This is a genomic window from Microbacterium forte (assembly GCF_031885415.1).
GTDB classification, from domain to species: domain Bacteria; phylum Actinomycetota; class Actinomycetes; order Actinomycetales; family Microbacteriaceae; genus Microbacterium; species Microbacterium forte.
In genome coordinates, this window is record NZ_CP116871.1 from 3,414,408 (window position 1) to 3,437,046 (window position 22,639).

At 70.1% G+C, this 22,639-nt stretch carries 15 protein-coding genes and 1 other RNA gene; 12 read left to right on the forward strand and 4 right to left on the reverse strand.

Annotated elements, in window-relative coordinates:
• Positions 1–16: 16 nt before the first annotated feature.
• From OB895_RS16525 to OB895_RS16540, 4 genes are all read right to left on the reverse strand, one after another.
• Positions 17–2,272 (reverse strand): transglutaminase TgpA family protein, encoded by a 2,256-nt coding sequence (locus OB895_RS16525; RefSeq protein ID WP_311878303.1) that lies wholly within the window; start codon positions 2,270–2,272, stop codon positions 17–19.
• Positions 2,259–3,470: a DUF58 domain-containing protein gene (locus OB895_RS16530; RefSeq protein ID WP_079113337.1), complete on the reverse strand. Its 1,212-nt coding sequence runs from the start codon at positions 3,468–3,470 to the stop codon at positions 2,259–2,261. Before OB895_RS16530 ends, OB895_RS16525 begins: the two co-directional genes overlap by 14 nt.
• Before the next feature lie 13 nt (positions 3,471–3,483).
• The gene (locus OB895_RS16535; RefSeq protein ID WP_042539622.1) at positions 3,484–4,473 is read right to left on the reverse strand and encodes an AAA family ATPase; all 990 of its coding nucleotides are present in this window, start codon (positions 4,471–4,473) and stop codon (positions 3,484–3,486) included.
• A gap of 117 nt (positions 4,474–4,590) precedes the next feature.
• The gene (locus OB895_RS16540) at positions 4,591–7,494 is read right to left on the reverse strand and encodes a hypothetical protein (RefSeq protein ID WP_311878306.1); all 2,904 of its coding nucleotides are present in this window, start codon (positions 7,492–7,494) and stop codon (positions 4,591–4,593) included.
• A 50-nt stretch (positions 7,495–7,544) separates the two neighbouring features.
• Between OB895_RS16540 and ffs the strand changes: the two genes are divergently transcribed.
• From ffs to OB895_RS16600, 12 genes are all read left to right on the forward strand, one after another.
• An RNA gene (ffs, locus tag OB895_RS16545) (signal recognition particle sRNA small type) lies at positions 7,545–7,641 on the forward strand.
• A gap of 43 nt (positions 7,642–7,684) precedes the next feature.
• A complete protein-coding gene (locus OB895_RS16550; protein ID WP_228385553.1) occupies positions 7,685–8,302 on the forward strand; it encodes a rhomboid family intramembrane serine protease in 618 nt (205 codons plus the stop codon).
• Complete coding sequence (locus OB895_RS16555) at positions 8,299–9,057, forward strand: hypothetical protein (RefSeq protein ID WP_228385552.1); 759 nt, start codon at positions 8,299–8,301, stop codon at positions 9,055–9,057. Before OB895_RS16550 ends, OB895_RS16555 begins: the two co-directional genes overlap by 4 nt.
• 60 nt (positions 9,058–9,117) lie before the next feature.
• Positions 9,118–11,241, forward strand: coding sequence for a phosphate acetyltransferase (gene pta, locus OB895_RS16560; protein ID WP_079113334.1), 2,124 nt, complete (start codon positions 9,118–9,120; stop codon positions 11,239–11,241).
• Positions 11,238–12,458, forward strand: a complete 1,221-nt coding sequence (locus OB895_RS16565; RefSeq protein ID WP_042539632.1) for an acetate/propionate family kinase — start codon at positions 11,238–11,240, stop codon at positions 12,456–12,458. Before pta ends, OB895_RS16565 begins: the two co-directional genes overlap by 4 nt.
• Positions 12,459–12,563: 105 nt before the next feature.
• Positions 12,564–13,370, forward strand: coding sequence for an HAD family hydrolase (locus OB895_RS16570; protein WP_079113333.1), 807 nt, complete (start codon positions 12,564–12,566; stop codon positions 13,368–13,370).
• On the forward strand, positions 13,367–15,871 hold the full coding sequence (locus OB895_RS16575) for a glycoside hydrolase family 65 protein (protein WP_079113332.1): 2,505 nt from the start codon (positions 13,367–13,369) through the stop codon (positions 15,869–15,871). Before OB895_RS16570 ends, OB895_RS16575 begins: the two co-directional genes overlap by 4 nt.
• Positions 15,872–15,873: 2 nt before the next feature.
• A complete protein-coding gene (locus tag OB895_RS16580) occupies positions 15,874–16,953 on the forward strand; it encodes a DUF2207 family protein (protein WP_153302236.1) in 1,080 nt (359 codons plus the stop codon).
• 104 nt (positions 16,954–17,057) lie between these two features.
• Complete coding sequence (locus OB895_RS16585; RefSeq protein ID WP_194285954.1) at positions 17,058–19,472, forward strand: DNA polymerase III subunit gamma and tau; 2,415 nt, start codon at positions 17,058–17,060, stop codon at positions 19,470–19,472.
• Positions 19,472–20,065 carry a recombination mediator RecR gene (gene recR, locus OB895_RS16590; protein WP_056373698.1) on the forward strand — a complete coding sequence of 198 codons (594 nt, stop codon included), beginning with the start codon at positions 19,472–19,474 and terminating at the stop codon, positions 20,063–20,065. The genes OB895_RS16585 and recR overlap by 1 nt, the downstream gene beginning before the upstream one ends.
• Positions 20,062–21,000, forward strand: a complete 939-nt coding sequence (locus OB895_RS16595) for a DMT family transporter (RefSeq protein WP_079113329.1) — start codon at positions 20,062–20,064, stop codon at positions 20,998–21,000. The genes recR and OB895_RS16595 overlap by 4 nt, the downstream gene beginning before the upstream one ends.
• A gap of 202 nt (positions 21,001–21,202) precedes the next feature.
• A complete protein-coding gene (locus OB895_RS16600; protein WP_042539694.1) occupies positions 21,203–22,486 on the forward strand; it encodes an aspartate kinase in 1,284 nt (427 codons plus the stop codon).
• Positions 22,487–22,639 lie beyond the last annotated feature (153 nt).

Here is a 22,639-nt window from a genome sequence, read left to right on the forward strand (position 1 = left end):
GCCGCGACGCGCGAGCTCAGGTGAGCAGCGGCACGTCGGTGCGTCGGCTCGCGAAGAGCGATCGCGGAAGCAGGAACGCGTGCAGTCTCGTCCACCTGTCGACACTGCGGCGCAGCTGAGCCGTCACCTCGACGAGAGCCGCGTCGAGATCTCGCATCGCGCTCGCCGAGGGGCGCGCGTAGCTGGCGTGCTCGACCGCTTCGACGAGCACCCGCATGGCGTAGGCATCCACCCGGCTGTCCCTGATGAGATCGTCGCCGCGCATGCGCGGCGTCTCGGCATCCGACAGCGGCAGGCGGAGATCCTGCATGGTCGCCCGGAGTTCGGTCCAGGCCGTCCCTGCGTCACCGCCTCGTGCGCGTCCGCGCCGGGCGATGCGCAGTGCGAGACGAGCGAATGCGGGCAGCAGCAGCACCACCAGCACGCCGAGCGTCGTCAGCACGACAGGGGTCGGGTCCAGTCGCCGGAGCTCTCCGGTCGCGCCGGCGTTGTCGCCCGCGTCTTCACGCTCGAGCTCGGGCCCCGACGTCTGCTCGGTGCTGGGGGCGGCGGTCGGAGCCGGTGTGGCAGCACCGCCCGAACCGCCGCCTGCGGTCGCCGCGGCGGAGAAGGACGTGGGCACCCCGAGAGAGGCGGTCGGCTCGAAGGGCACCCATCCGACGCCGGGGAAGAGAACCTCGGGCCACGAGTGCAGCTGGTCGCTGGAGACCGAGTACACGGCTTCGTCGCCGCGCGTGGTCTCGGTCAGGGCGCCGGGCAGGTAGCCGACGACGATGCGCACCTCCATGTCGAGGCTCTCCGCCATGAGCGCGAACGCGCCGGCGAAGTGGATGCAGTACCCCGACTTCACATCGAGGAACCGCGCGACCGCGTCCGCGCCGGTGCCGTCGAAACCCTCATCGACCGGCGTCTCCAGGGAGTAGGAGAACTGACTGCGGAACCACGACTGCAGCGCGATCAGCCGGTCGTAGTCGTTCGTGGCGTCAGCGGTGACGCCTGCCGCCGTCTCGCCGATGACCTCAGGCAGCTCGACGGGCTCCGTGCCGGGATCGACGATCGGTGCAGCGGCGGGCAGCGCGCGAATCTGCTCGAGGGTCGGCGACACCTCGAGCGACCGCACCGTGTAGTCGTTGCCGACGGCATCCGCGCTGCGAGATGCCAGAGTGCGGTTCTCCGGGCTCACCCTCCAGGTCGAGGGGAGACCCTGCACGCTCGTGGCGGGGTAGGGCACCGGAAGCCAGGAACTCGACATCCGGATCACCCTGATGGAGGTGTTCTGGTCGGTGGTCGCGATGTCGTCCGTCCACTCGGCGGGGCCGAATCCCTCGCTCTGCGCCTGCAGGTCGCCGCGATCCGGCTCCCACACACGTCCGTTGAACGTCGACAGCGTCGTGAGTCGCAGGTAGGGCGCCGTATCGGCCGTCGTCGCCAACGTGAGCACCTCGACCGGGTTCGGCTGGCGCAGGTCATCGCTGAGCCGCAGTGACGCATCGACCGTGACGCCCGTGCCTGTGCCCGCGAGGCTCGCCGACACCGGCAGGACCGGTGCGACGATCACGGTCGCCGCGAGCGCCGCGACGCCGACGCCCGCAGCCACCGCCACCGATGTGCGTCGGGGCGATTCGGGGTTCTGAGCCGCCGTGTACCCCAGCAGGGCGAGGATCAGGATGCCGAGAATCACGAACCAGACGACGTTGACTCCGCCGAGGGTGACGATCATCGGCACGGATCCGACGACGGCCGTGAGAAGGCTGGCGAGGATCGCTCCGCGCTGCGCGACCAGCTGGTCGAGCAGGATGGCGACGATGCCGAAGCCCACGCCCATCACGGCTTCGAGTCCGGGGGAGGCGGCGATCGGCGCAGAGCCGAACGTGATCTCCTCCCACGCCGCGGCCGCGAGCGCCTGGAATGTGAACAAGGTCGCGTCGGTGGGGAAGAGGCCGAACACCGCGGTGTCGCCGGCGACGAGCAGGGTCACGGTGCCCATCACCGCCACGATCTGCACGGCGATGGTGACGAGGTCGCGCGCCCAGGTCGGACGGCCGCGCATCAGAGTGCGCGACGCCATGCCGGTGAGCGCGGTGACGACGACCACCGCCAGGACCGCGAACGACCACGTGCCCGGCTCGATGACCGACGTGAACGGCCACATCGCGACGAGCCCGGCGGCCGCGGCCAGCACCGACGGCACGACCGTGCCGGCTGGCAGCTCGTGTTCGCGGTGCCACGACAGGCGGGATCCGCGCTCGGCTTCTCGCTCAGCTCGCGACATCGGTCGCTCCCCGCTGCTCGGCGGGGCCGCCGATGCGGTCGGGCAGCACGTCTTCCCACGCCTCTGCGACATCGTCGCCCAGTCGCGCGAAACGCCAGCCGTGCTGCTCGGCTGCCGCTGCGGCACCGCGCTGCGGCGCGGTCGCGAACAGCATCGGGGCCGCGGCGCCGGAGGGACGCAGCAGGGCGGCATCCTCTTCGTCGATCTCGCCGGTGATGTAGACGAGCGGGCCGGGAGGGGTGCCGCCGACCAGGGTCATGATGTCGCGTGCGTCCCCGCGCGGGCCGACCAGCGCGAGGGCGACGAGCAGACCGTCGCGGTCGTCTTCGTGACCGCGCAGGGTGCCCAGGAGCGTGCCGCTGCTGTCGATCACGTCGACGCCGTATCCCTCCTGCACGAGGTGCACGGCGACGGAGGCGCACATCGACACGGCGGTCTCGAACGCTCGATCCTCGTCGTCACCCGGGCGCGCCCAGCGCGCCGCGCTTCGGTCGAGGATCACGAGCGCGTCGGGGCTCGACTCCTCCTCTTCCTGGCGCACCATCAGCTGCCCGCGGTGCGCGGTCGCCCTCCAATGGATGCGACGCATCGAGTCGCCGGGAATGTAGCGCCGCGGCGACAGATTGTCGCTGCCCTGCCCGAGTCGGCTCGACGAGGTGTGCGCTGTGCCGCCGGCGGCGCCGACCTTTACGGTCAGCGGCGCGAGTGTGAACACCTCGGGCACGACCGTCACGGAGCGGGTCTCGCCGAACGCCTGCTCGCGCTGGGCGAGGCCGAACGGGTCGACCGTTCGCAGCACCAGTGGACCGATCGGCCATACACCGCGCCGCACACCGGTGATCAGGTAGCTCAGCTGGCCGGTCTCCGACGGGTACTCGCCGGCCGAATCGCCGGTGACCGCGGGCGGGAGCACATCGCGCCAGAGACCTCGCGGCACGCGCAGGGCGCGCAGAGTGAAGCGCAGCGTGACGCGAGAGGTCTCCGAGACCGTCAACAGGTCGGTCGAGATCTGACGAGTGACCGTGCCCGCACGGCGCGGCACCCGCACGACGAGCACCGAGAAGGCGGTGAGCGCGAGCAGGAGGACGCCGATGTAGAGCAGGATCGGCGCGCCGACCATGTTCGCCGCTATCAGGCAGCCGAGACCGGAGAGGAGCGCACCCGTGCCCCGAAGGGTGAGGGTTCGACGGTGTGGCATGGCGAGCTGAGGGTCAGGAGCGCGCCGTCACGGGCACCCGCACGCGCTCGACGATCTGTCGCAGGGCCGCTTCTACGGGCTGGGCGCCCGCACGGTGCGCCCCACGGGCCGGAAGAAGACGGTGCGCGAGAACAGGGACGATCAGCGCCGTCACGTCGTCGGGGATCACGAAGTCGCGTCCATCGAGCGCCGCCCAGACCTTCGCGGCCCGGATCAGCTGCAGGGTCGCCCTCGGACTCGCGCCGAGGTGCAGGTTGGGGTCGGCGCGGGTCGCCTGGGCGAGAGCGACCGTGTACTCCTCGAGCGCCGGGGCGACGTGCACCGAGCGAGCCCAGGCGATCAGCCCCGAGACCGACCCCGCGTTCGCGACGGCTCGCACCGCGGCGAGCGGGTTCACCGTGTCGCGCTGGCGGAGCATGAGGGCTTCGGCCGCCGCGTCGGGGTAGCCCATCGAGATGCGCATCATGAAGCGGTCGCGCTGAGCTTCGGGCAGGGCGTAGGTGCCCTCCATCTCGAGAGGATTCTGGGTCGCCACGACCAGGAAGGGGTTGGGAAGCATGTGCGTCGATCCGTCGACGGTCACCTGCCCCTCTTCCATGGCTTCGAGCAGCGCGGATTGCGTCTTCGGAGAAGAGCGGTTGATCTCGTCGGCGATCACGATGTGCGCGAACACCGCGCCGCGCTTGAACTCGAACTCCCGGTCGACGGGGTTGTAGACGCTCACGCCCGTCACATCACCGGGGAGGAGGTCGGGGGTGAACTGGATGCGGCGCACAGTGGCATCCACGCTCGCGGCCAGCGCGCGCGCCAGCACCGTCTTGCCGACTCCCGGTACGTCTTCGATCAGCAGGTGGCCCTCGGCGAGCAGGCACACGAGAGCGCTCCGCACGGCATCCGGCTTTCCGTCGATGACCCGTCCGACAGACTCGACGATGGCAGACGTCTGCGCGGCGAACTGCTCGGCATCGACGACGGCCGGGGTCAGGGGCGGATTCTCTGGCATGCGTTCCCTCTCGCGTGAGCGCTGCGGTGCGCGTGATCTGATCGTAACCCGGCTGTCTACGGATGGGGTGGGAACCGTGCTCCGGGTCCGGGGCGCGGTGCGGTCGCGACGCGACCGTCAGCCCCAGACACGGGCGCGGGGCTCCGCGGCGTCGAGTCGATCGTCGGCGCTGCGGGCGATCCGCAGCAGCGCGAGCCCCTGCACTCCGGTGAGCTCGTGCAGCGTGCAGGTGCCGATCAGCGCCTGCCAGTGCTCGCGGAAGCGTTCGGCGTCACCGCGACGGCGAGCGATCAGCCGAGGCACCGCCAGCAGAGTGCGTCCGGGCGAGAGGCGATCGGCGAGCCGCTCGAGCAGTCGCAGACGTGTCAGGCCGGCGGCGTCGATGCGCAGCAGGAAACGCGGAGTGCGTACCGGCGCGAACAGCTCCTCCACGGCGTCTGCGATCACGCGCGCGTCGTGGGCTGAGCCTCCCAGTTCGATGCGGATCCGGGTCGGATCCGCATCGTCCGGTCGTGCCACGATCATGGCGTCGTCGACGGGGCCGATCCGGTTCGCGTCGCGCAGGGTGCGGGCGACGGCGATCGCTGCCGCCCGGTAGATCCCGGCGGGCCGCCGACGGTCGCGCAGCAGCCGGGCGAGCATCCGCAGCGATGAGACGGCGGCAGCGGCGGCGCCACCGCCGAGCGCGAGCGCGGTCCACAGCAGCGGGGCGACATCGGCTCCCGACGCGATGAGCACGCCGACGAGCCCGCCGACTCCGGCCGTTCCGGCGACGAAGGCTCCCACAGCGCCGGCACCCGCTGCCTGCCCAGTGCGCAGCAGCGGTGCGCGCGGGGCACGACGCACCGCCACGACCTCACGTTCGCGCGGTTCATATCGCTCGCCGATCCGCCACTCGCTCCTGGTGCTGCTCCGGGTCGGCCACCGTTCGCGCAGCAGCGCGTCGAGATCGCCGATCGAGGTGGACATGTCCTTGTCGAGCACTCGCTCCCATGCCTCGGCGGCCGCGGTGGGGAGCGCGTGGCCGAGTCCGCTCACGATCCGACCGTCGCCGTCGGCGCTCAGACCCCACAGGTGCGAATGACGGCGGCGCAGTCGAGCCGGTTCAGACGAGTCGTCGAGGTCGACATCCGAGGGGATCAGGCAGACGACCGACCAGTTGTGCGCGACCTTCTCCGGCCAGTCCGGATCCAGCCGCAGGGTGCGGCCCCGAAGCTGCTGTGTGCCCGATGAGGTGGCCACGGTCGTGAGGTCGATCAGGGTGTTGACGGCCGGGCAGTCCCAGCCTTCGCCCAGAAGTCCGCGGGTGCCGACGAGCAGCCGCACGTCGCCTCGGCGGATCAGTTCCGACACCGCGCCGACGAGACGTCCGCTTCCGACGCCCCGCACCTCGAGATCGCGCACGGGCCCGATGCCCGCGGCGACCTCGACGGGTTCGCCGATCAGCTCGGCCAGCGCCCGGGCGAGGTCGACCGCATCGTCGGCGCGGACGCGCAGGTGCCCGGAGGTGAGCAGCACGGGCCGGAGCGCCGCGGTGGCGTCGTCGACGGCGAGCAGATCGAACGTGCGCAGTGCCCCGGCCGGAGCGTCGCCGGACAGCCCTCGGTTGTTACCGTGCTCGACGAAGTCGGTGACGACGACGGCGCGGATGCGGTCGCCGTCGTCGCCGTCGAGCTCTCGGCGGATGATCTCGACGGCCGCATGATCCTTCGCCGCCGAGAATGCCAGGGTGCTCTCGACCGGGTTGCGGCCGCGACGGATGCCGCGGTCGGTGAGGGAATAGCCGAAGTCGGCCAGAGAGCGTCGGACGTACTCCCACTGTCGCGCGGCGGCGGGGTCCGACAGCAGTCGCACCTGGGCGAAGCGCGAGAGCACCGTGAGCAGGTCGTCGGTGGTGCAGCGCTCGAGCAGCACCGGCGGGATCGCAGCGACGAGCGGATGCCGCGGCGCGACCTCGCGCAGCACGACAGCGCAGGATCGTGTGAGGGGGAAGTCTGCAGAGAACGCACGGTCGAGGCGTGTGAGCGGCGTTCCCTCGCCGTCGGAGTCCCCTGCCGGTTGCAGCTGATGCTCGAGGTACGTCACCGCGTCGGGCGTCGACAGCACCCGGGTGATCATCTCGTGCAGCAGGGCCTCGTGACGACGGATGAATCCGGCCTCTGCGGGCGTGGGCTCGGTGAACATCACGTGGTCGCGATAGGGGGCCAGATGGCCCTCCTTCACCACGGCGGGGGTCGGCACCTCGTAGTCGACCTCGCCGAGCAGCTGGCTGTAGTTCTCGAACTCGGTCTCGTCGTCGGGAGAGGGAAGGGTCGCGGTCAGGCCGATCAGCAGCGGTTCGACGCCGCTCTCGCGGATGCGACCGGCGAGGTACGCGACCACGATGGCCCAGTGATCGAGAAGGTGATGGCATTCGTCGAGCACGACCGTGCGCACACCCGCGGCCACGAGACGATCGATCAGGGCGACGGCGTTCGGATGCAGCACGCGGGCGAGGTCGGCGGGCCGTCGCCTCGCGAAGTGCGAGCGCAGGCGCCGGGAGCGGGTGCGGATGCCGGAGCGGTACCTCCCCGGATTGTCGATCGCCAGTTCGGCGAGCCACGTCGCCGCGTCCGCCTCCACGCGCCCGCTCGCCGTGAGCTCCTCCACCCACACCGAGCGCGCGAGGTCGTCGAACGGCGAGCCGTCTCCGGTCACGCTGAGCAGCTGATAGGTCAGTGCCGTCAGATCGCCGATCCGCGCGGGGTCGTCCGAGACGGCCGCGGCGTGCGGTGCCAGCGCCCCAGCGGTGCGCACCCACTGCTGGCGGATCGTCACCGTCGGCGAGAGCACGAGGGTGCGATGGCCTTCGCGTGCGGCGAGCAGCAGGCCGAGCAGGGTCTTCCCGGAGCCGGGCGGGGCGACGATGTGCAGCGGACCCGCTCCTCCCGGTGCGAGACGCTCGAGGACCTCGGCCTGGTAGGTGCGAAGTGTGCCCGGAAAGCGCCACGTCGACAGGGGAGTGGCGGTGACGGGATCCATGACCTGCCCAGTCTGTCAAAGAGCGGGTGCCGACATCGGCTAGACTTGTCGACGGCTCTCCGCGTGGCGGCATCCAGGCCAATTCCCCCAGGGCGGAAACGCAGCAAGGGTAACCGGGCTCTGCTGGGTGCGCGGAGGGTCACTTTCTTTTTGTCAGCGTCCTCCGGGCCAGTCCTGACAGGATCGTGACGTGACAAGGCCAGATGTGATCAGCACCGCCGATTCCCCGCGCTCCAGTGCTCTCGGTCGTTTCGCAGCGCCTCTTCTGCTCGTCGCCCTGATGTGGGCTGTGCAGCTCGTCGACGCGGTCCTCCCCGGCTCTTTCACGGGCTTCGGGCTCCGGTCGTGGGATCTCTCGGGCCTCGGCGGCATCGTCGTCGGTCCTCTTCTGCATGCGGATTGGGCGCACCTGATCGGCAACACCGTGCCGCTTCTCGTGCTCGGCTGCCTCGTCGCCGTCGAGGGCGTACGCCGGTTCTGGACCGTCACCGCGTTCGCCGCCGTGATCGGCGGCCTCGGCACGTGGCTCGTGAACTCCCCGGGGGCGTTGACGGTCGGGGCGTCGGGCCTCGTCTTCGGATACTTCGGATACACCGTGATGCGGGTCTTCGCGCCGGGAAGAGTGGCACACCGCGTTCTCTACGCGATCGTCGCGCTCATCGTCATCGGCCTCTACGGCGGATCCATGCTCGCGGGCGTCGTCGGCGTGCGCGAGGGCATCTCGTGGCAGGCGCATCTGTTCGGCGCGATCGGCGGCGGCCTCGCCGCGTTCGTCGGCAGAGGCAGCACCATGACCCGAGGCTCATGAGCACGACCCGGAGCACCCGAGGAGCCGCGACTCGCAAGAAACCGGCCGGAAAGAAGCCGACCGGAAAGAAGCCGGCCGGCAGAAAGCCGACAGCCAGGAAGTCGGCGAGAGGGAAGGCGCCGACCCGTCTGAGCTCGCGCACGCGTCGTGCGTCGCCGCGTCGTCGAGCGCAGCAGCGGATGCGCCGAGGGAAGCTGCTGCGTCGCATCGCGGTGTCCGTCGCGGCCGTGATCGTCGTCGCGCTCGCCGCGGTGCTGATCCCGCTGGGGCTCGCTCACGAGAAACCGCTGGCGATCTGCATCACCGATCCGACCACGTTCCCCGAGTCGGGCGTGGCGGGGTGGCAGGGCGAGCAGCTCGAGAATGCCGCGACCATCATGCAGACGGCGACCGCGCTCGGCTTCGGTCGCGACGGTCAGATCCTCGGGGTGATGACGGCGATGGGGGAGAGCAGCCTGAACAACATCGACTACGGAGACTGGGAGACGATCGGGTTCACCAACCCCGACGGCAGCCGAACGACGAGCATCGGACTCTTCCAGCAGCAGCACTGGTGGGGGTCGGCAGAGCAGCGCATGGACCCGGCGACCGCCGCAACGCTGTTCTACGAACGTCTCGCGAGGGTGCCCGACTGGCAGTCGATGGATCCGTCCCTCGCGATCCACCGGGTGCAGATCAACGTCGACCCCACCTACTACACGCGCTACGCGTCGGATGCCACGGCTGTGGTCGACGCTCTCTCCACGCCCTGCTGAGCGTTTTCGCACGGCTGTCAACCCAGCGAGATCATGAGGTCGTGCACCTAGGGTGGAGCTGTGGCGCAGAGCATATACATCACCTCGGCCGAAGGCCATACAGGCAAGTCGACCATCGCCCTCGGTGTGCTCGATGCGCTCATGCGCGTCACGCCGCGGGTCGGCGTCTTCCGTCCGATAGCGCGGTCGGTCGCCGACCGCGACGACGTGCTCGAGCTGCTGCTCGCGCACGACGGAGTGCACCTCGACTACGAGGACTGCATCGGCGTGACCTACGACGATGTGCGTGACGATCCCGACCGGGCGCTCTCGACGATCGTCGCTCGGTTCAAGGCCGTCGAGGCGCAGTGCGACGCCGTGGTCATCATCGGCAGCGACTACACCGATGTCGCCAGCCCCGCAGAGCTCGGGTACAACGCCCGGATCGCCGCGAACCTGGCTGCGCCCGTGCTGCTCGTGCTGAGCGGTCGCGATCAGCAGCGTCAGGCCGAGCAGCTGGGAACCACCACCGCCCGCACTCCCGCCGCGGTCGGGCAGATCGGGGCGCTCGCGCTCTCCGAACTCGAGGTCGAGCGCGCCGAGCTGTTCGCGGTGATCGTGAATCGAGCCGACCCCGAGCAGCTCGACGGGATCGAGGAGGCGGTCGCAGCGGTGCGTCCGCAGAAGACCACGCCCGTCTGGGCGATCCCCGAGGACCGCACGCTGGTGGCGCCGTCGATCGACGGCATCCTCGCGGCCGTCGACGGCCGGCTCATCAAGGGCGACCCTGATCGTCTCGGCCGCGAGGCCCTGACGATCGTGGTCGCGGGCATGTCGATGGTCAACGTGCTTCCCCGGCTCACGGAGGAGTCGGTGGTGGTGATCCCCGCCGACCGCACCGAGGTGCTGCTGGCGACGCTGCTCGCCGATGCCTCCGGCACGTTCCCGCGGGTCGCGGGCATCATCCTCAACGGCCCTTTCCCTCTTCCCGAGCCGATCGTGCAGCTGCTCGACGGCTTCACCTCGACCGTGCCGATCATCGCGACGGACCTGGGCACCTACGACACCGCGGTGCGCGTGATGGGAGCGCGGGGTCGCATCTCTCCCGAGTCCCGCGGCCGCTACGATCGCGCGCTGGGGCTCTTCCAGACCCATGTCGACATCGCCGAGCTCACCACCCAGCTGGGGCTCGCCGAGTCGCGCGTCGTGACTCCGCTGATGTTCGAGTACGGACTCATCGAGCGCGCACGCTCCGACCGTCGGCGCATCGTGCTGCCGGAGGGCGATGACGATCGCATCCTCCGCGCGGCCGCCACTCTGCTGGCGCGCGAGGTCGCGGACCTCACGATCCTCGGCGACGAGTCGGCGATCCGGGCGCGCGCCGTCGAGCTCGGCGTCGACATCTCGGCGGCACAGGTGATCAGCCCGACCGATCCCGAGATGGTCGAGCGCTTCGCGACGGAGTATGCGCGGCTGCGCGCGCACAAGGGCATCACACTGGCACAGGCGGCCGACACCGTCACCGACGTCTCGTACTTCGGAACGATGATGGTGCACCTCGGGCTCGCCGACGGCATGGTCTCGGGCGCCGCCCACACGACAGCACACACCATCCGTCCGTCGTTCGAGATCATCAAGACGAAGCCGGGAGTCACCGTCGTGTCGAGCGTCTTCCTCATGGCGCTCGCCGACCGCGTGCTCGTGTACGGCGACTGCGCGGTGATCCCGGATCCGACCAGCGAGCAGCTGGCCGACATCGCGATCTCGTCTGCGGCGACCGCGCAGCAGTTCGGCATCGAGCCCCGCATCGCGATGCTGTCGTACTCGACCGGCGAATCGGGATCGGGGGCCGACGTCGACAAGGTCCGCGCGGCCACCGCCCTCGTGCACGAGCGCGCCCCGGAGCTGCTCGTCGAGGGACCGATCCAGTACGACGCCGCCGCAGACGCCGCGGTGGCGAAGGCGAAGCTCCCCGACTCCGCGGTGGCCGGCCGCGCGACCGTCTTCGTCTTCCCCGACCTCAACACCGGCAACAACACCTACAAGGCCGTGCAGCGCTCGGCGGGCGCCGTCGCGATCGGCCCGGTGCTGCAGGGGCTCAACAAGCCGATCAACGACCTTTCGCGCGGTGCGCTGGTCGACGACATCGTCAACACCGTGGCGATCACCGCCATCCAGGCGCAGTCCGAAGGAGCGACGGCGTGAGCGCGATCCTCGTCATCAACAGCGGGTCCTCGTCGCTCAAGTACAGCCTGATCGACATCGAGAACGAGAACGAGCTCGCCGCAGGGCTCATCGAGCGGATAGGTCAGGACCTCAGCGCGGTCCGGCACACGGTCCGTCCGGACACCACTGCGGATGCGGTCGTGGCGATGCTCGACGCCTCGTACGACTCCGAGCGCCCCGTCGCCGATCACGGCGCGGCCTTCACGGTGATGCTCGAGCAGTTCGCCGAGCATGGTCCGCTGCTCGACGAGCATCCTCCGGTCGCGGTCGGTCACCGTGTGGTGCACGGAGGGGCGCGGTTCTATGCGCCGACGCTCGTGACTCAGAACGTCGAGGAGCAGATCGAGGAGCTCTCGGTGCTCGCCCCGCTGCACAACCCGGCGAACCTGGCCGGGATCGTCGCGGCGAAGGCGGTGTTCTCCGGCGTGCCGCACGTCGCCGTGTTCGACACGGCCTTCCACCAGACCCTCCCTCCGGCCGCCTACACGTACGCGATCGACGCCGAGCTCGCCGCCGAGCACCGGGTGCGTCGATACGGATTCCACGGCACGAGCCACCAGTTCGTGAGCGAATCGGCCGCCGCGTTCCTCGAACGCGACCTCGGCACACTGCGGCAGATCGTCTTCCACCTCGGCAACGGCGCATCGGTGACCGCGATCGACGGTGGACGATCGGTCGAGACGTCGATGGGGCTGACGCCGCTCGAAGGGCTCGTGATGGGAACCCGCTCGGGAGACCTCGACCCCGCGGCGCTGGTGCATCTGTCGCGGAGAGCCGGATATTCGATCGACGATCTCGACGTGCTCCTGAACTCGCGCAGCGGCCTGAAGGGACTCGCGGGGCACAGCGACATGCGCGACATCCTCGCGGGCAGGGATGCCGGAGACGCGGCGTCGACGCTCGCGTTCGACGTCTACATCCACCGCCTGCGCGCCTACGCGGGGTCGTACATCGCCCAGCTCGGCGGGGTCGACGTGATCTCCTTCACCGCGGGGGTCGGCGAGAACGCGGCCGTCGTGCGCGCAGAGGCGATGGCCACGCTCGGATTCGCCGGGGTCGAGATCGATCAGGGGCGCAACACCGCGCGGCAGCGCGGCATCCGACGGATCTCCACCGACGACTCGCGGGTCACCGTGCTCGTCGTGCCCACCGACGAGGAGCTCGAGATCGCGAGACAGACCTCTCGCATGCTCTGATCGACACGCCTCGGGGGTTACCGCCCGGCGCCGGGCCGCACTACGCTTGCACAGTGGCACGGAGAGGTGCCGGAACAACCCCTCGTCCTTCTCCTGGAGGCTCCTGTGCCCGAAGCTCTGCCCGATCCGCTCCGCGCCGAAGGCGTCCTGTTCGACCTCGACGGGGTGCTGACGCCGACCGCCGAGGTGCACATGCGCGCGTGGAAGGTCGTGTTCGACGACGCGTTCGAACGCTGGGGGATCACGCCGGCGTACTCGGACGCTGACTACTTCGACTACGTCGACGGCAAGAAGCGCTATGACGGCGTGGCGAGCCTGCTGCGCAGCCGCAACGTCGAGATCCCCTGGGGAGCGGTCGACGACCCGCCCGAGGCCGAGACGATCTGCGGCATAGGCAATCGCAAGAACGCCGCATTCGCCGAGTCCCTGCGGGGCGAGGGCATCGCACCGTTCCCCGGCTCGCTGGCGCTCGTCGAGAAGCTGCACGCGGCCGGCATCCCGATCGGCGTCGTCTCCAGCTCCAAGAACGCCGAAGAGGTGCTCGCCGCCGCCGGCCTCCGCTCGTTCTTCCGGGTCGTGGTCGACGGCGTCGTCGCAGAACGCGACAACCTCGCCTCGAAGCCCGCCGCCGACATGTTCAGCGCCGGTGCCGCCGCGCTGGGCGTCGATCCCGCCCGCAGCATCGCCGTCGAGGATGCCACCTCGGGAGCGGCCTCCGCGGCCGCCGCCGGGTTCGGGGTCGTCGTCGGCGTCGACCGCGGCACCGGAGCCGACGCGCTGCGCGCCGCCGGTGCCACCGTCGTGGTCAGCGATCTCGACGTGTTCGTCGACGCCGCCGCCGACGAGGGTGCGCGCTCCGATTCAGACTCCGCCGACCAGGACACCCGCTCCGACAACGAGGACCCCGCATGATCGACCGCGACCGCTTCCCCGTCGACCCCTGGCGACTCATCGAGACGCGATACTCCGAAGACGGAGTGGCCGAGACCCTGTTCGCCGTCGGCAACGGCTACCTCGGGCTCAGGGGCAACCACATCGAGGGTCGTGCTGCCCACGAGCACGGCACCTTCATCAACGGTCTGCACGAGACCTGGCCGATCCGGCACGCCGAGCAGGCATACGGCTTCGCCGAGGTCGGGCAGACGATCGTCAACGCACCGGATGCCAAGGTCATGCGCGTGTACGTCGACGACGAGCCGATCTCGTTCGACGAGGCCGACGTGCGCGAATACCGCCGCACGCTCGACATGCGCACCGGCGTGCTCGAGCGCGTCGTGGTGTGGGAGACGCCGTCGGGCAAGCGCGTGCGCATGCGCGACGAGCGCATCGTCAGCTTCGAGGAGCGACACCTCGCCGTGCTCCGTCTCGAGGTCGTCGTCGAGAACGCCGACGCCCCCGTCACCGTCAGCTGCCAGATGATCAACCGCCAGGACGGCGCCGGCGTCTACGCGGGCACCCCCAACCAGGCGAAGGGCGGATTCGATCCGCGCAAGGCCGAGAAGATCGCCGAGCGCGTGCTCGAGCCCGGCGAGTACTGGCAGGACGGATTGCGCTCGGCGCTGTCGTACAGCGTCGCCGACTCCGGAATGACGGTCGCCGTCGTCGCCGATCACATCATCGAGACCGAGAACGACTACACGTCGCGCACGCTGATCGAGGCCGACATCTCGAAGAACGTGTTCCGCGTGCAGGCGAAGGCCGGAGTGCCCATCACGGTCACCAAGCTCGTCAGCTACCACACCTCCCGGGGCGTGCCGGCTCGCGAGCTCGTCGATCGCTGCCGTCGGTCGCTCGACCGCGTCGCCTTCGAGGGCGTCCAGGCGCAGTTCGACCGGCAGGCCGAGTGGCTCGCCGCCTTCTGGGGTCGCAGCGACGTGCAGATCGGCGGGCACGACGACATCCAGCAGGCGACCCGCTGGTGCCTCCTGCAGCTCGCTCAGGCGTCGGCGCGCGCCGACGGAACGGGTGTGCCGGCGAAGGGCGTCTCGGGATCCGGATACAGCGGCCACTACTTCTGGGACACCGAGATCTATGTGCTCCCGTTCCTCACCTACACGTCGCCGCAGTGGGCGCGCAACGCGCTTCGGGCGCGAGTGCTCATGCTGCCTGCAGCCCGCCGAAGGGCCGCGCAGCTCAATGAAGCGGGCGCGCTGTTCCCCTGGCGCACGATCAACGGCGAAGAGGCGTCGGCCTACTACGCGGCCGGCACCGCTCAGTACCACATCAACGCCGACGTCAGCTTCGCGCTCGGCAAGTACGTGCGTGCGACCGGCGACGAGGACTTCCTGCGCCGTGAGGGCATCGACATCGCCATCGAGACGGCTCGCCTGTGGGCCACGCTCGGCTTCTGGCGCACCTCGCGGCTCGTCGCCGACACGAAGGACGACGACGGCATCGAGACCTTCCACATCCACGGTGTGACGGGGCCCGACGAGTACACGACGGTGGTCAACGACAACCTCTACACGAACGTCATGGCGCGCTATAACCTGCGCTACGCGGCGAGGGTCGTGCGAGAGGCGCAGGAGGCCGACGGCGAGGAGTTCGCCAGGGTCATCGAGCGCACCGGGCTCGCCGAGGGCGAGGCGGAGGGATGGGAGCGCGCCGCCGACGCGATGTTCATCCCGTTCAGCGAGCGCCTCGGCATCCACCCGCAGGACTCGCTGTTCCTCGAGCGCGAGGTATGGGATCTGGCCCACACGCCGAAGGAGCAGCGCCCGCTGCTGCTGCACTTCCACCCGCTCGTCATCTACCGGTTCCAGGTGCTCAAGCAGGCGGATGTCGTGCTCGCACTGTTCCTGCAGGGCAATCACTTCACGCCGGAGGAGAAGAAGGCGGACTTCGACTACTACGACCCGCTGACCACCGGTGACTCGACGCTGTCGGCGGTCGTGCAGTCGATCCTCGCCGCCGAGGTCGGCTACCAGGATCTCGCTCTGCAGTACTTCCGCCAGTCGCTGTTCGTCGACCTGCACGACCTGCACCACAACGCGGCAGACGGCGTGCACGTCGCCTCCGCCGGTGGCGTGTGGACGGCTCTCGTGTGCGGCTTCGGCGGCATGCGCGACTACGCCGGCGAGCTCAGCTTCGACCCGCGGCTGCCCGCCGACTGGCCGTCGCTGTCGTACCCGCTGCAGTGGCAGGGGTCCGCATTGCAGATCACGCTCACGACGGACGAGCTGCGCGTCCGCGTGGACAGCGGAGACCCGGTGCCGTTCACGGTGCGCGACGTCGCGTACATCGCCACGACCGATCGCGAGGTCGTTGTGCCGCTCGCGGACCAGGGACCGCTGATCCCCGGCCGCCCGTCGCTGCGGCAGTTCGCGGACGCTCTTCGTGAAGACGGCACGCGCCTGTCGGCATCCGTCCCGGTGATCACGACCGCGATCCCCATCATCGAATCGATCGACTGAGGGTGCTGATCACTGCAGTGCTGTTCGGGCTGGCGCCCGCGCTGCTCCTGCTGGTGCTCGCCGTGGTCGAGCGTGCGCGCTCCGCGCAGCGCGTGGCGTCGCCCGGGGCGCGGTTCACGCCCGCAGAGGGCGCGACCGTGCTGTACGACGCACTGCTGCTGAATGCGGATCGGAAGGCGGTCGCCGCCGCTCTGATCGACCTGGCCGTGCGCCGCAAGGTGCGGCTGCTGGTCGATGCAGATGCGGCGGAGTCGGGCGGGTCGCGAAAGCGTGCGCCTGTCGGCATGGAGATCGTCGACGGCGCGACGTTCACGCCCGAGGAGCTCAGCGTCCTCGAGGCGCTGTTCGGTCCGGATCACACTCCGGGGCGAGTGCGACGGTTCAGCTCGGATGCTCGGGCGCTGCACCGCCGAGTGCGCGGAGTCCTCGACGAGACGGAGAAGCGACTCGCGTCCGCGGGGCTCATCGCCCGGGGACGACGCGGGTGGGCCACGTTCCTGATCCGCGTCGCTGCCGTGCTGGTGATCGGGGTCTGCCTGCTCCTGCTCGCCGCCGCCTGGGCGGTGAGCGAACCGGGCGCCGCGCTCTACGTGATGCTGATCGCCGGTCTGGTCGTCGCGATCGCCGCCATCGCGGTCGCACCGCGGCCGTGGCGCCGATTCCGCCCGGCCGCGCAGCCGATGCGCGCGCATCTCGCCGGGATGCGCGAGTACATCGCCCTCGCCGAGGCGGAGCCGCTGCGGTTCTCGCAATCCACCGGGGGAGCAGAGCTGAGGGCGGATGTCTCTGCTGAGGCCTCGAGCGCACGACTCCAGAGGTTCCTGCTCAACGAGCGACTGCTGCCCTATGCGGTGCTCTTCGGCCTCGAACGCTCGTGGACGGCTGTGCTGCAGACCGAGTCGCGGGAGCTGCGCGTCGCCGAGGGGATCGATGGCGCCATGGAGGTGGCGGGGGCCGTGATCGACGTGATCGAGCTGGTGGGCGGCGTCGTGCATCTCGTGAGCGCGGTCGGCGAGCTCGTCGACGCGACAGGTGGGGTCGTCGAAGTCGTCGGCGGCGTCTTCGAGGCCGTGTCTTCCTGATTCCTCGCCGCTCGTCGACGGCCTGAGCGGCGCGTCGGGGATCACCCGCACGATCGTCGGCGCCCGGCTGCCGGAACGTCCGTGGCACGCCGTAGGCTGTTCTGGTGACCACAGCCCTCTACCGCCGCTACCGCCCCGAGTCGTTCGGCGAGATGATCGGGCAGTCCCAGGTGACCGAACCTCTGATGACCGCCCTCCGCGGCGACCGTGTCGGCCACGCCTACCTGTTCTCCGGACCCCGTGGATGCGGAAAGACGACGTCTGCGCGCATCCTCGCCCGCTGCCTCAACTGCGCGGAGGGGCCGACCGATGTGCCCTGCGGCACCTGCCCGAGCTGCGTCGAGCTGTCGCGCGCCGGCGGCGGATCACTCGACGTCGTCGAGATCGATGCGGCCAGCCACAACGGCGTCGACGATGCCCGCGACCTGCGCGAGCGGGCGACGTTCGCTCCCAGCCGCGACCGTTACAAGATCTTCATCCTCGACGAGGCGCACATGGTGACGCCGCAGGGGTTCAACGCTCTCCTGAAGCTCGTCGAAGAGCCGCCGGAGCACGTCAAGTTCATCTTCGCGACGACCGAGCCCGAGAAGGTTCTCGGCACCATCCGCTCGCGCACGCACCACTACCCGTTCCGTCTGGTGCCGCCGGCCGCGATGCTCGAGTACGTCGAGAAGCTGTGCGGTGAAGAGGGCGTGGTCGCTGAGCGCGGCGTGCTGCCCCTGGTGGTTCGGGCAGGCGGCGGCTCGCCGCGAGACACGCTCTCGCTGCTCGACCAGCTGATCGCCGGGTCCGATTCGCCCGCGGGCTCCGAGACGGTGACCGTCGCCTACGAGCGCGCGGTCGCTCTCCTGGGCTACACGCACGCGGCGCTGCTCGACGAGATCGTCGACGCGCTCGCCGCCGCCGACGCGGCCGCGGCGTTCCCCGCCATCGACCGTGTGGTGCAGACCGGCCAGGACCCCCGTCGTTTCGTCGACGACCTGCTCGAACGCCTGCGTGACCTCATCGTGATCGCCGCGGTCGGTGCCGGGGCATCCTCCGTGCTTCGCGGCATCGCCGACGACGAGCTCGCTCGCATGCGCACCCAGGCGGACTCCTTCGGATCGGCGCGGCTGTCGCGCACGGCCGACATCGTCAGCGCCGCGCTCGACGACATGTCGGGCGCCACGTCGCCCCGACTGCACCTCGAGCTGATGGTCGCTCGTGTCCTCGCCTCAGGAGGGGGAGCGGAGACGGCCGCCGCCGTCCCGTCCGCGCAGAGTGCCTCCGCGGCACCGGCACGCGCGACGGTTCCTCCTGCTGCGGGGACTCAGCCCGCTGCCGCTCCCCGTGCTGCGGCTGTCCAGCCCGCTGCGGCCGGTGCGCCCGCTGCCGGGACCCAGCGCGTCGCCGAGTCGGCCGACGTCGGGTCTGCTGACGTCGGGTCGGACGCCGTGGCTGAGACCGCGGTGGTCGAGAACGCGGTGGTCGAGAACGCGGACGCCGAGCCCGCGGCATCGGGTGACGCGACATCGACGCCGCCGGCCGCACCGACCGCCGAGACCGCCCCGCCGTCGGGGCCTGTCGCGTTCGAGCAGATCACCGCCGCCTGGCCGGCCGTGCTCAAGCGACTCGAGAGCGTCAGCCGCACGTCGTGGCTGCTGGCCACCGCCGTGCAGCCACTCGCGTTCGTCACAGAGACCGAGGTGCTCACCCTCGGCTTCGCCAGCCAGCACGACGTGGCGAAGTTCAAGGGGACGACGCCGGGTTCCGGTCCGTCCGACCATCTGCGCGGAGCCATCGAGCAGGAACTCGGTGTGCGCGTCAAGTACCTGCCTGCGCCGATGCCCGCGGGTGGTGCGCCTCGCCAGCCCTCGTCGCCCTCGGCGGCGCGCCCGACAGATGACGCGCCCGCATCGGAGCCTGCGTCAGCGGGTTCACAGCGCGCTCAGCCCTCGCCTCCGCAGACTTCTTCTGCTGACGTACAGCGCGCTGAGACGCCCGCTGCTCGGACGTCGCCACCTCAGGCACACGGTGCGTCCGCCGCTCCGGTGACCGAATGGGCGGTCGCGTCGATCCCGGCATCCGAGGTCGCAGTGCCCGCGCCGGTGGCAGTTCCGGCACCCGCCGCGGCGACGACCGTGCAGGCCGCTCCTGCCTCGGCGCCGATGGCGACGCCCACGACCCCCGGCGACGATCGGCCCTCCGGAGGAGACGAGCCGCCGCCTCCCCTCGACGACGAGCCGCCCTATTTCGACGACGAGCCGCCCTACGATCCGTCTTACGAGCCTGCGCCCACATCGCAGGCCGCACCGGTGGCCGCCCGCGCGCAGTCGGCGTCTCCCTCCGCATCCGCGGGGCAGACGCCCGTGCAGGCAGCCCCGGCGCGCAGAGTGGCTTCGGCCGCAGCAGCCCCGGTGATCACCGAGCGCACCCCCGCCGGGGGAGTCCAGCGCTACGGCGAGGCCGTGATCCGCCAGGTGCTCGGCGCGACGTTCGTTCGCGAAGAGCCCTACGAGCCCCCGACGAGGTTCTCCTGATGTATGACGGAATCGTCCAGGAGCTGATCGACGAGTTCGGCCGGCTCCCCGGAATCGGCCCCAAGTCCGCGCAGCGCATCGCATTCCACATCCTGCAGACGCCGACGTTCGACGTCGCGCGGCTCGCCGAGCTTCTCGTCGAGGTGCGGGTGCGGGTGCGTTTCTGCGAGATCTGCGGCAACGTCTCAGAGCAGGATCGCTGTGCGATCTGCCGCGATCCCCGACGCAATACCGCCCTCATCTGCGTGGTCGAAGACGCGAAGGACGTCGCCGCGATCGAACGCACCCGTGAGTTCCGTGGCCTCTACCACGTGCTCGGTGGTGCGATCAGCCCGATCGCCGGCATCGGGCCGGACGACCTGCGCATCGCGCAGCTGATGACTCGTCTCGCCGATGCCACGGTGCAAGAGGTCATCCTCGCGACCAACCCCAACCTCGAGGGTGAGGCGACGGCCAGCTATCTCAGCCGCCTGCTCACCACCATGCAGATCACGGTGTCCCGCCTCGCCTCCGGCCTTCCGGTCGGCGGCGACCTCGAGTACGCCGACGAGGTCACCCTCGGCCGCGCATTCGAGGGCCGGCGCGTGCTGTGAGCACCCAGGGCGGCTTCACACGGCGCGGCTGGCTGCTCTTCGGTGCCATGGCGCTGCTGTGGGGTGTGCCCTACCTGTTCATCAGCATCGCGGTCGAGTCGCTCTCGCCTCCCGCCATCGTCGCTGGGCGCACTCTCATCGCGGCCCTGCTGCTGCTGCCGTTCGCTCTCCGAGGCGGTGCGCTGAGAGCGGCATGGAAGCACTGGCCCTGGGTCCTCGCCTTCGGGCTCGTCGAGATGGCCGGCCCGTTCGTGCTGCTCGGTCACGCCGAGATGACCCTGCCCTCCGGCATGACCGGTCTGCTCGTCGCCACCGTGCCGCTGTTCGCCGCCCTCATCGCCCTGGGCGGAGGAGACCGGGGCGTGCTGCGCCCGGCACGCGGGATCGGTCTTCTCGTGGGCTTCATCGGCGTCGCGATCGTCGTCGCCGGCCCAGGACTCTTCGGCGGCGAGGTCAGTCTGCTCGCGGCCGGCGAGGTGCTGCTGGTCGCCATCCTCTATGCGATCGCGCCCTTCATCGTCGCGCGCAAGCTGAACGACGTCCCCTCGCTCGGCACCATCACGCTGTCCCTGCTCATGATCGGCGTGATCTATCTGCCCATCGGTCTGCTCACGCAGCACGAGGTGCCCACGGTTCCCTCGATCTTCGCGCTCCTGGCGCTGGCCGTCATCTGCACCGCTGTCGCCTTCCTGGCGTTCTTCGCGCTCATTCGTGAGGTCGGCCCTGTTCGTGCGCCGCTGTTCACCTACGTCAACCCGGTCGTGGCGATCGTCCTCGGTGCGATCGTCCTCGCCGAGCCCCTGACCCCGGGACTGCTCCTCGGATTCCCGCTCATCATCGTGGGCTGCTGGTTCGCCGCCACGGGCGGACGCCTCCGCCCGCAGGCATCCGCCGGCCCCGCTCTGGCCGTCACACCACTTCCGCCGGCTCCCTGACCTCTTCGCCGCCGAGCACGCCTTCGGATGCCGTGGCCGACGCGCCGCGGCGTGACTCCGGAGACCGACCTCTACGTCACGAGGTCCGAAGCTGTGCCGGCCCACCCCTGACTTCGCCCGCAGCGTCACATGCGACGAAGCGCATATGCGCCGATCGTAGAATGAGGGTGGGCGGATCCGCCCGACATCCCAGGGAGTGAACGTGGCCCTCATCGTGCAGAAGTACGGCGGCTCCTCAGTCGCCGACGCAGAGAGCATCAAGCGCGTCGCCAAGCGCATCGTGGACACGCGACGAGCGGGGCACGACGTCGTCGTCGCCGTGAGCGCGATGGGCGACACGACCGACGAGCTGCTCGATCTCGCCAACGAGGTCGCGCCGATCCCCGCCCCGCGTGAGCTCGACATGCTGCTCTCAAGCGGTGAGCGCATCTCGATGGCGCTGCTCGCCATGGCCATCCACTCGATGGGCTTCGAGGCGCGTTCGTTCACCGGCAGCCAGGCCGGAATGATCACCGACTCGCAGCATGGCGCGGCGCGCATCGTCGACGTCACGCCCGTCCGCCTGCGCGAAGCCCTCGACGAGGGGGCGATCGTCATCGTCGCCGGGTTCCAGGGCTTCAACCGCGACACCCGCGACATCACCACGCTCGGTCGTGGCGGCTCCGACACGACGGCCGTCGCTCTGGCCGCGGCCCTCGATGCGGATGTCTGCGAGATCTACAGCGACGTCGACGGAATCTTCACGGCTGACCCCCGCGTCATCCCGAAGGCGCAGAAGCTCGACCACATCGGCAGCGAGGAGATGCTCGAACTCGCCGCCAACGGCGCCAAGGTGCTCTACATCCGCGCCGTCGAGTACGCACGCCGTCACGGCGTCCTGATTCACGCCCGTTCGACGTTCTCGTCGTCCGAGGGCACATACGTTCTGGGCGAGGGCATGAAGAACCCTCGCGAAGCCGAGGGAGCAGCAGCCATGGAAGAACCGATCGTCGCCGGTGTCGCCACCGATTTCGGCCAGGCCAAGATCACTGTCGCGGGCGTCCCCGACGTTCCGGGCAAGGCCGCGGAGATCTTCAAGATCGTCGCCAGATCGGGCGCGAACGTCGACATGATCGTGCAGAACGTGTCGGCCACCGGCCGCACCGACATCTCGTTCACGGTTCCCAAGGCTGACTCGGCCGCGGCGCTCAAGGCGCTCGCGGGAGAGCAGACCGAGGTCGGCTTCCAGAACCTCGTGCACGACGACCAGATCGGCAAGCTGTCGGTCGTGGGCGCCGGCATGCGCACGCACTCCGGTGTCTCGGCGGTGCTGTTCGAAGCGCTGTCGGCCGGTGGCATCAACATCGAGATGATCTCGACCTCCGAGATCCGCATCTCGGTCGTGCTCCGAGACACAGACCTGGCCGAGGCCGCCCGCACCGTGCACACCGCGTACGGACTCGACGGCGACGCCGAGGCGACCGTCCACGCCGGCACCGGCCGCTGATCGAGCACGGACGGCGCGGATATCCCCGCTGGGCGGACGCTCCGCCCGGGTACTGACCGCCGGGCGGGAATCGTCCAGCCGGTCGTGCCGCGCCAGCCAGCCGGTCGTACGGCCGCCGGCCAGCGGGTCGGCGGCCTCGACGGTCCTCGACCG

Excerpts from the sequence above, each read along its gene's own strand:
- OB895_RS16525 (WP_311878303.1), bottom strand. The coding sequence starts at position 2,272 with ATGTCGCGAGCTGAGCGAGAAGCCGAGCGCGGATCCCGCCTGTCGTGG.
- OB895_RS16530 (WP_079113337.1), bottom strand. The coding sequence starts at position 3,470 with ATGCCACACCGTCGAACCCTCACCCTTCGGGGCACGGGTGCGCTCCTC.
- OB895_RS16535 (WP_042539622.1), bottom strand. The coding sequence starts at position 4,473 with ATGCCAGAGAATCCGCCCCTGACCCCGGCCGTCGTCGATGCCGAGCAG.
- OB895_RS16540 (WP_311878306.1), bottom strand. The coding sequence starts at position 7,494 with ATGGATCCCGTCACCGCCACTCCCCTGTCGACGTGGCGCTTTCCGGGC.
- OB895_RS16555 (WP_228385552.1), top strand. The coding sequence starts at position 8,299 with ATGAGCACGACCCGGAGCACCCGAGGAGCCGCGACTCGCAAGAAACCG.
- OB895_RS16575 (WP_079113332.1), top strand. The coding sequence starts at position 13,367 with ATGATCGACCGCGACCGCTTCCCCGTCGACCCCTGGCGACTCATCGAG.
- recR (WP_056373698.1), top strand. The coding sequence starts at position 19,472 with ATGTATGACGGAATCGTCCAGGAGCTGATCGACGAGTTCGGCCGGCTC.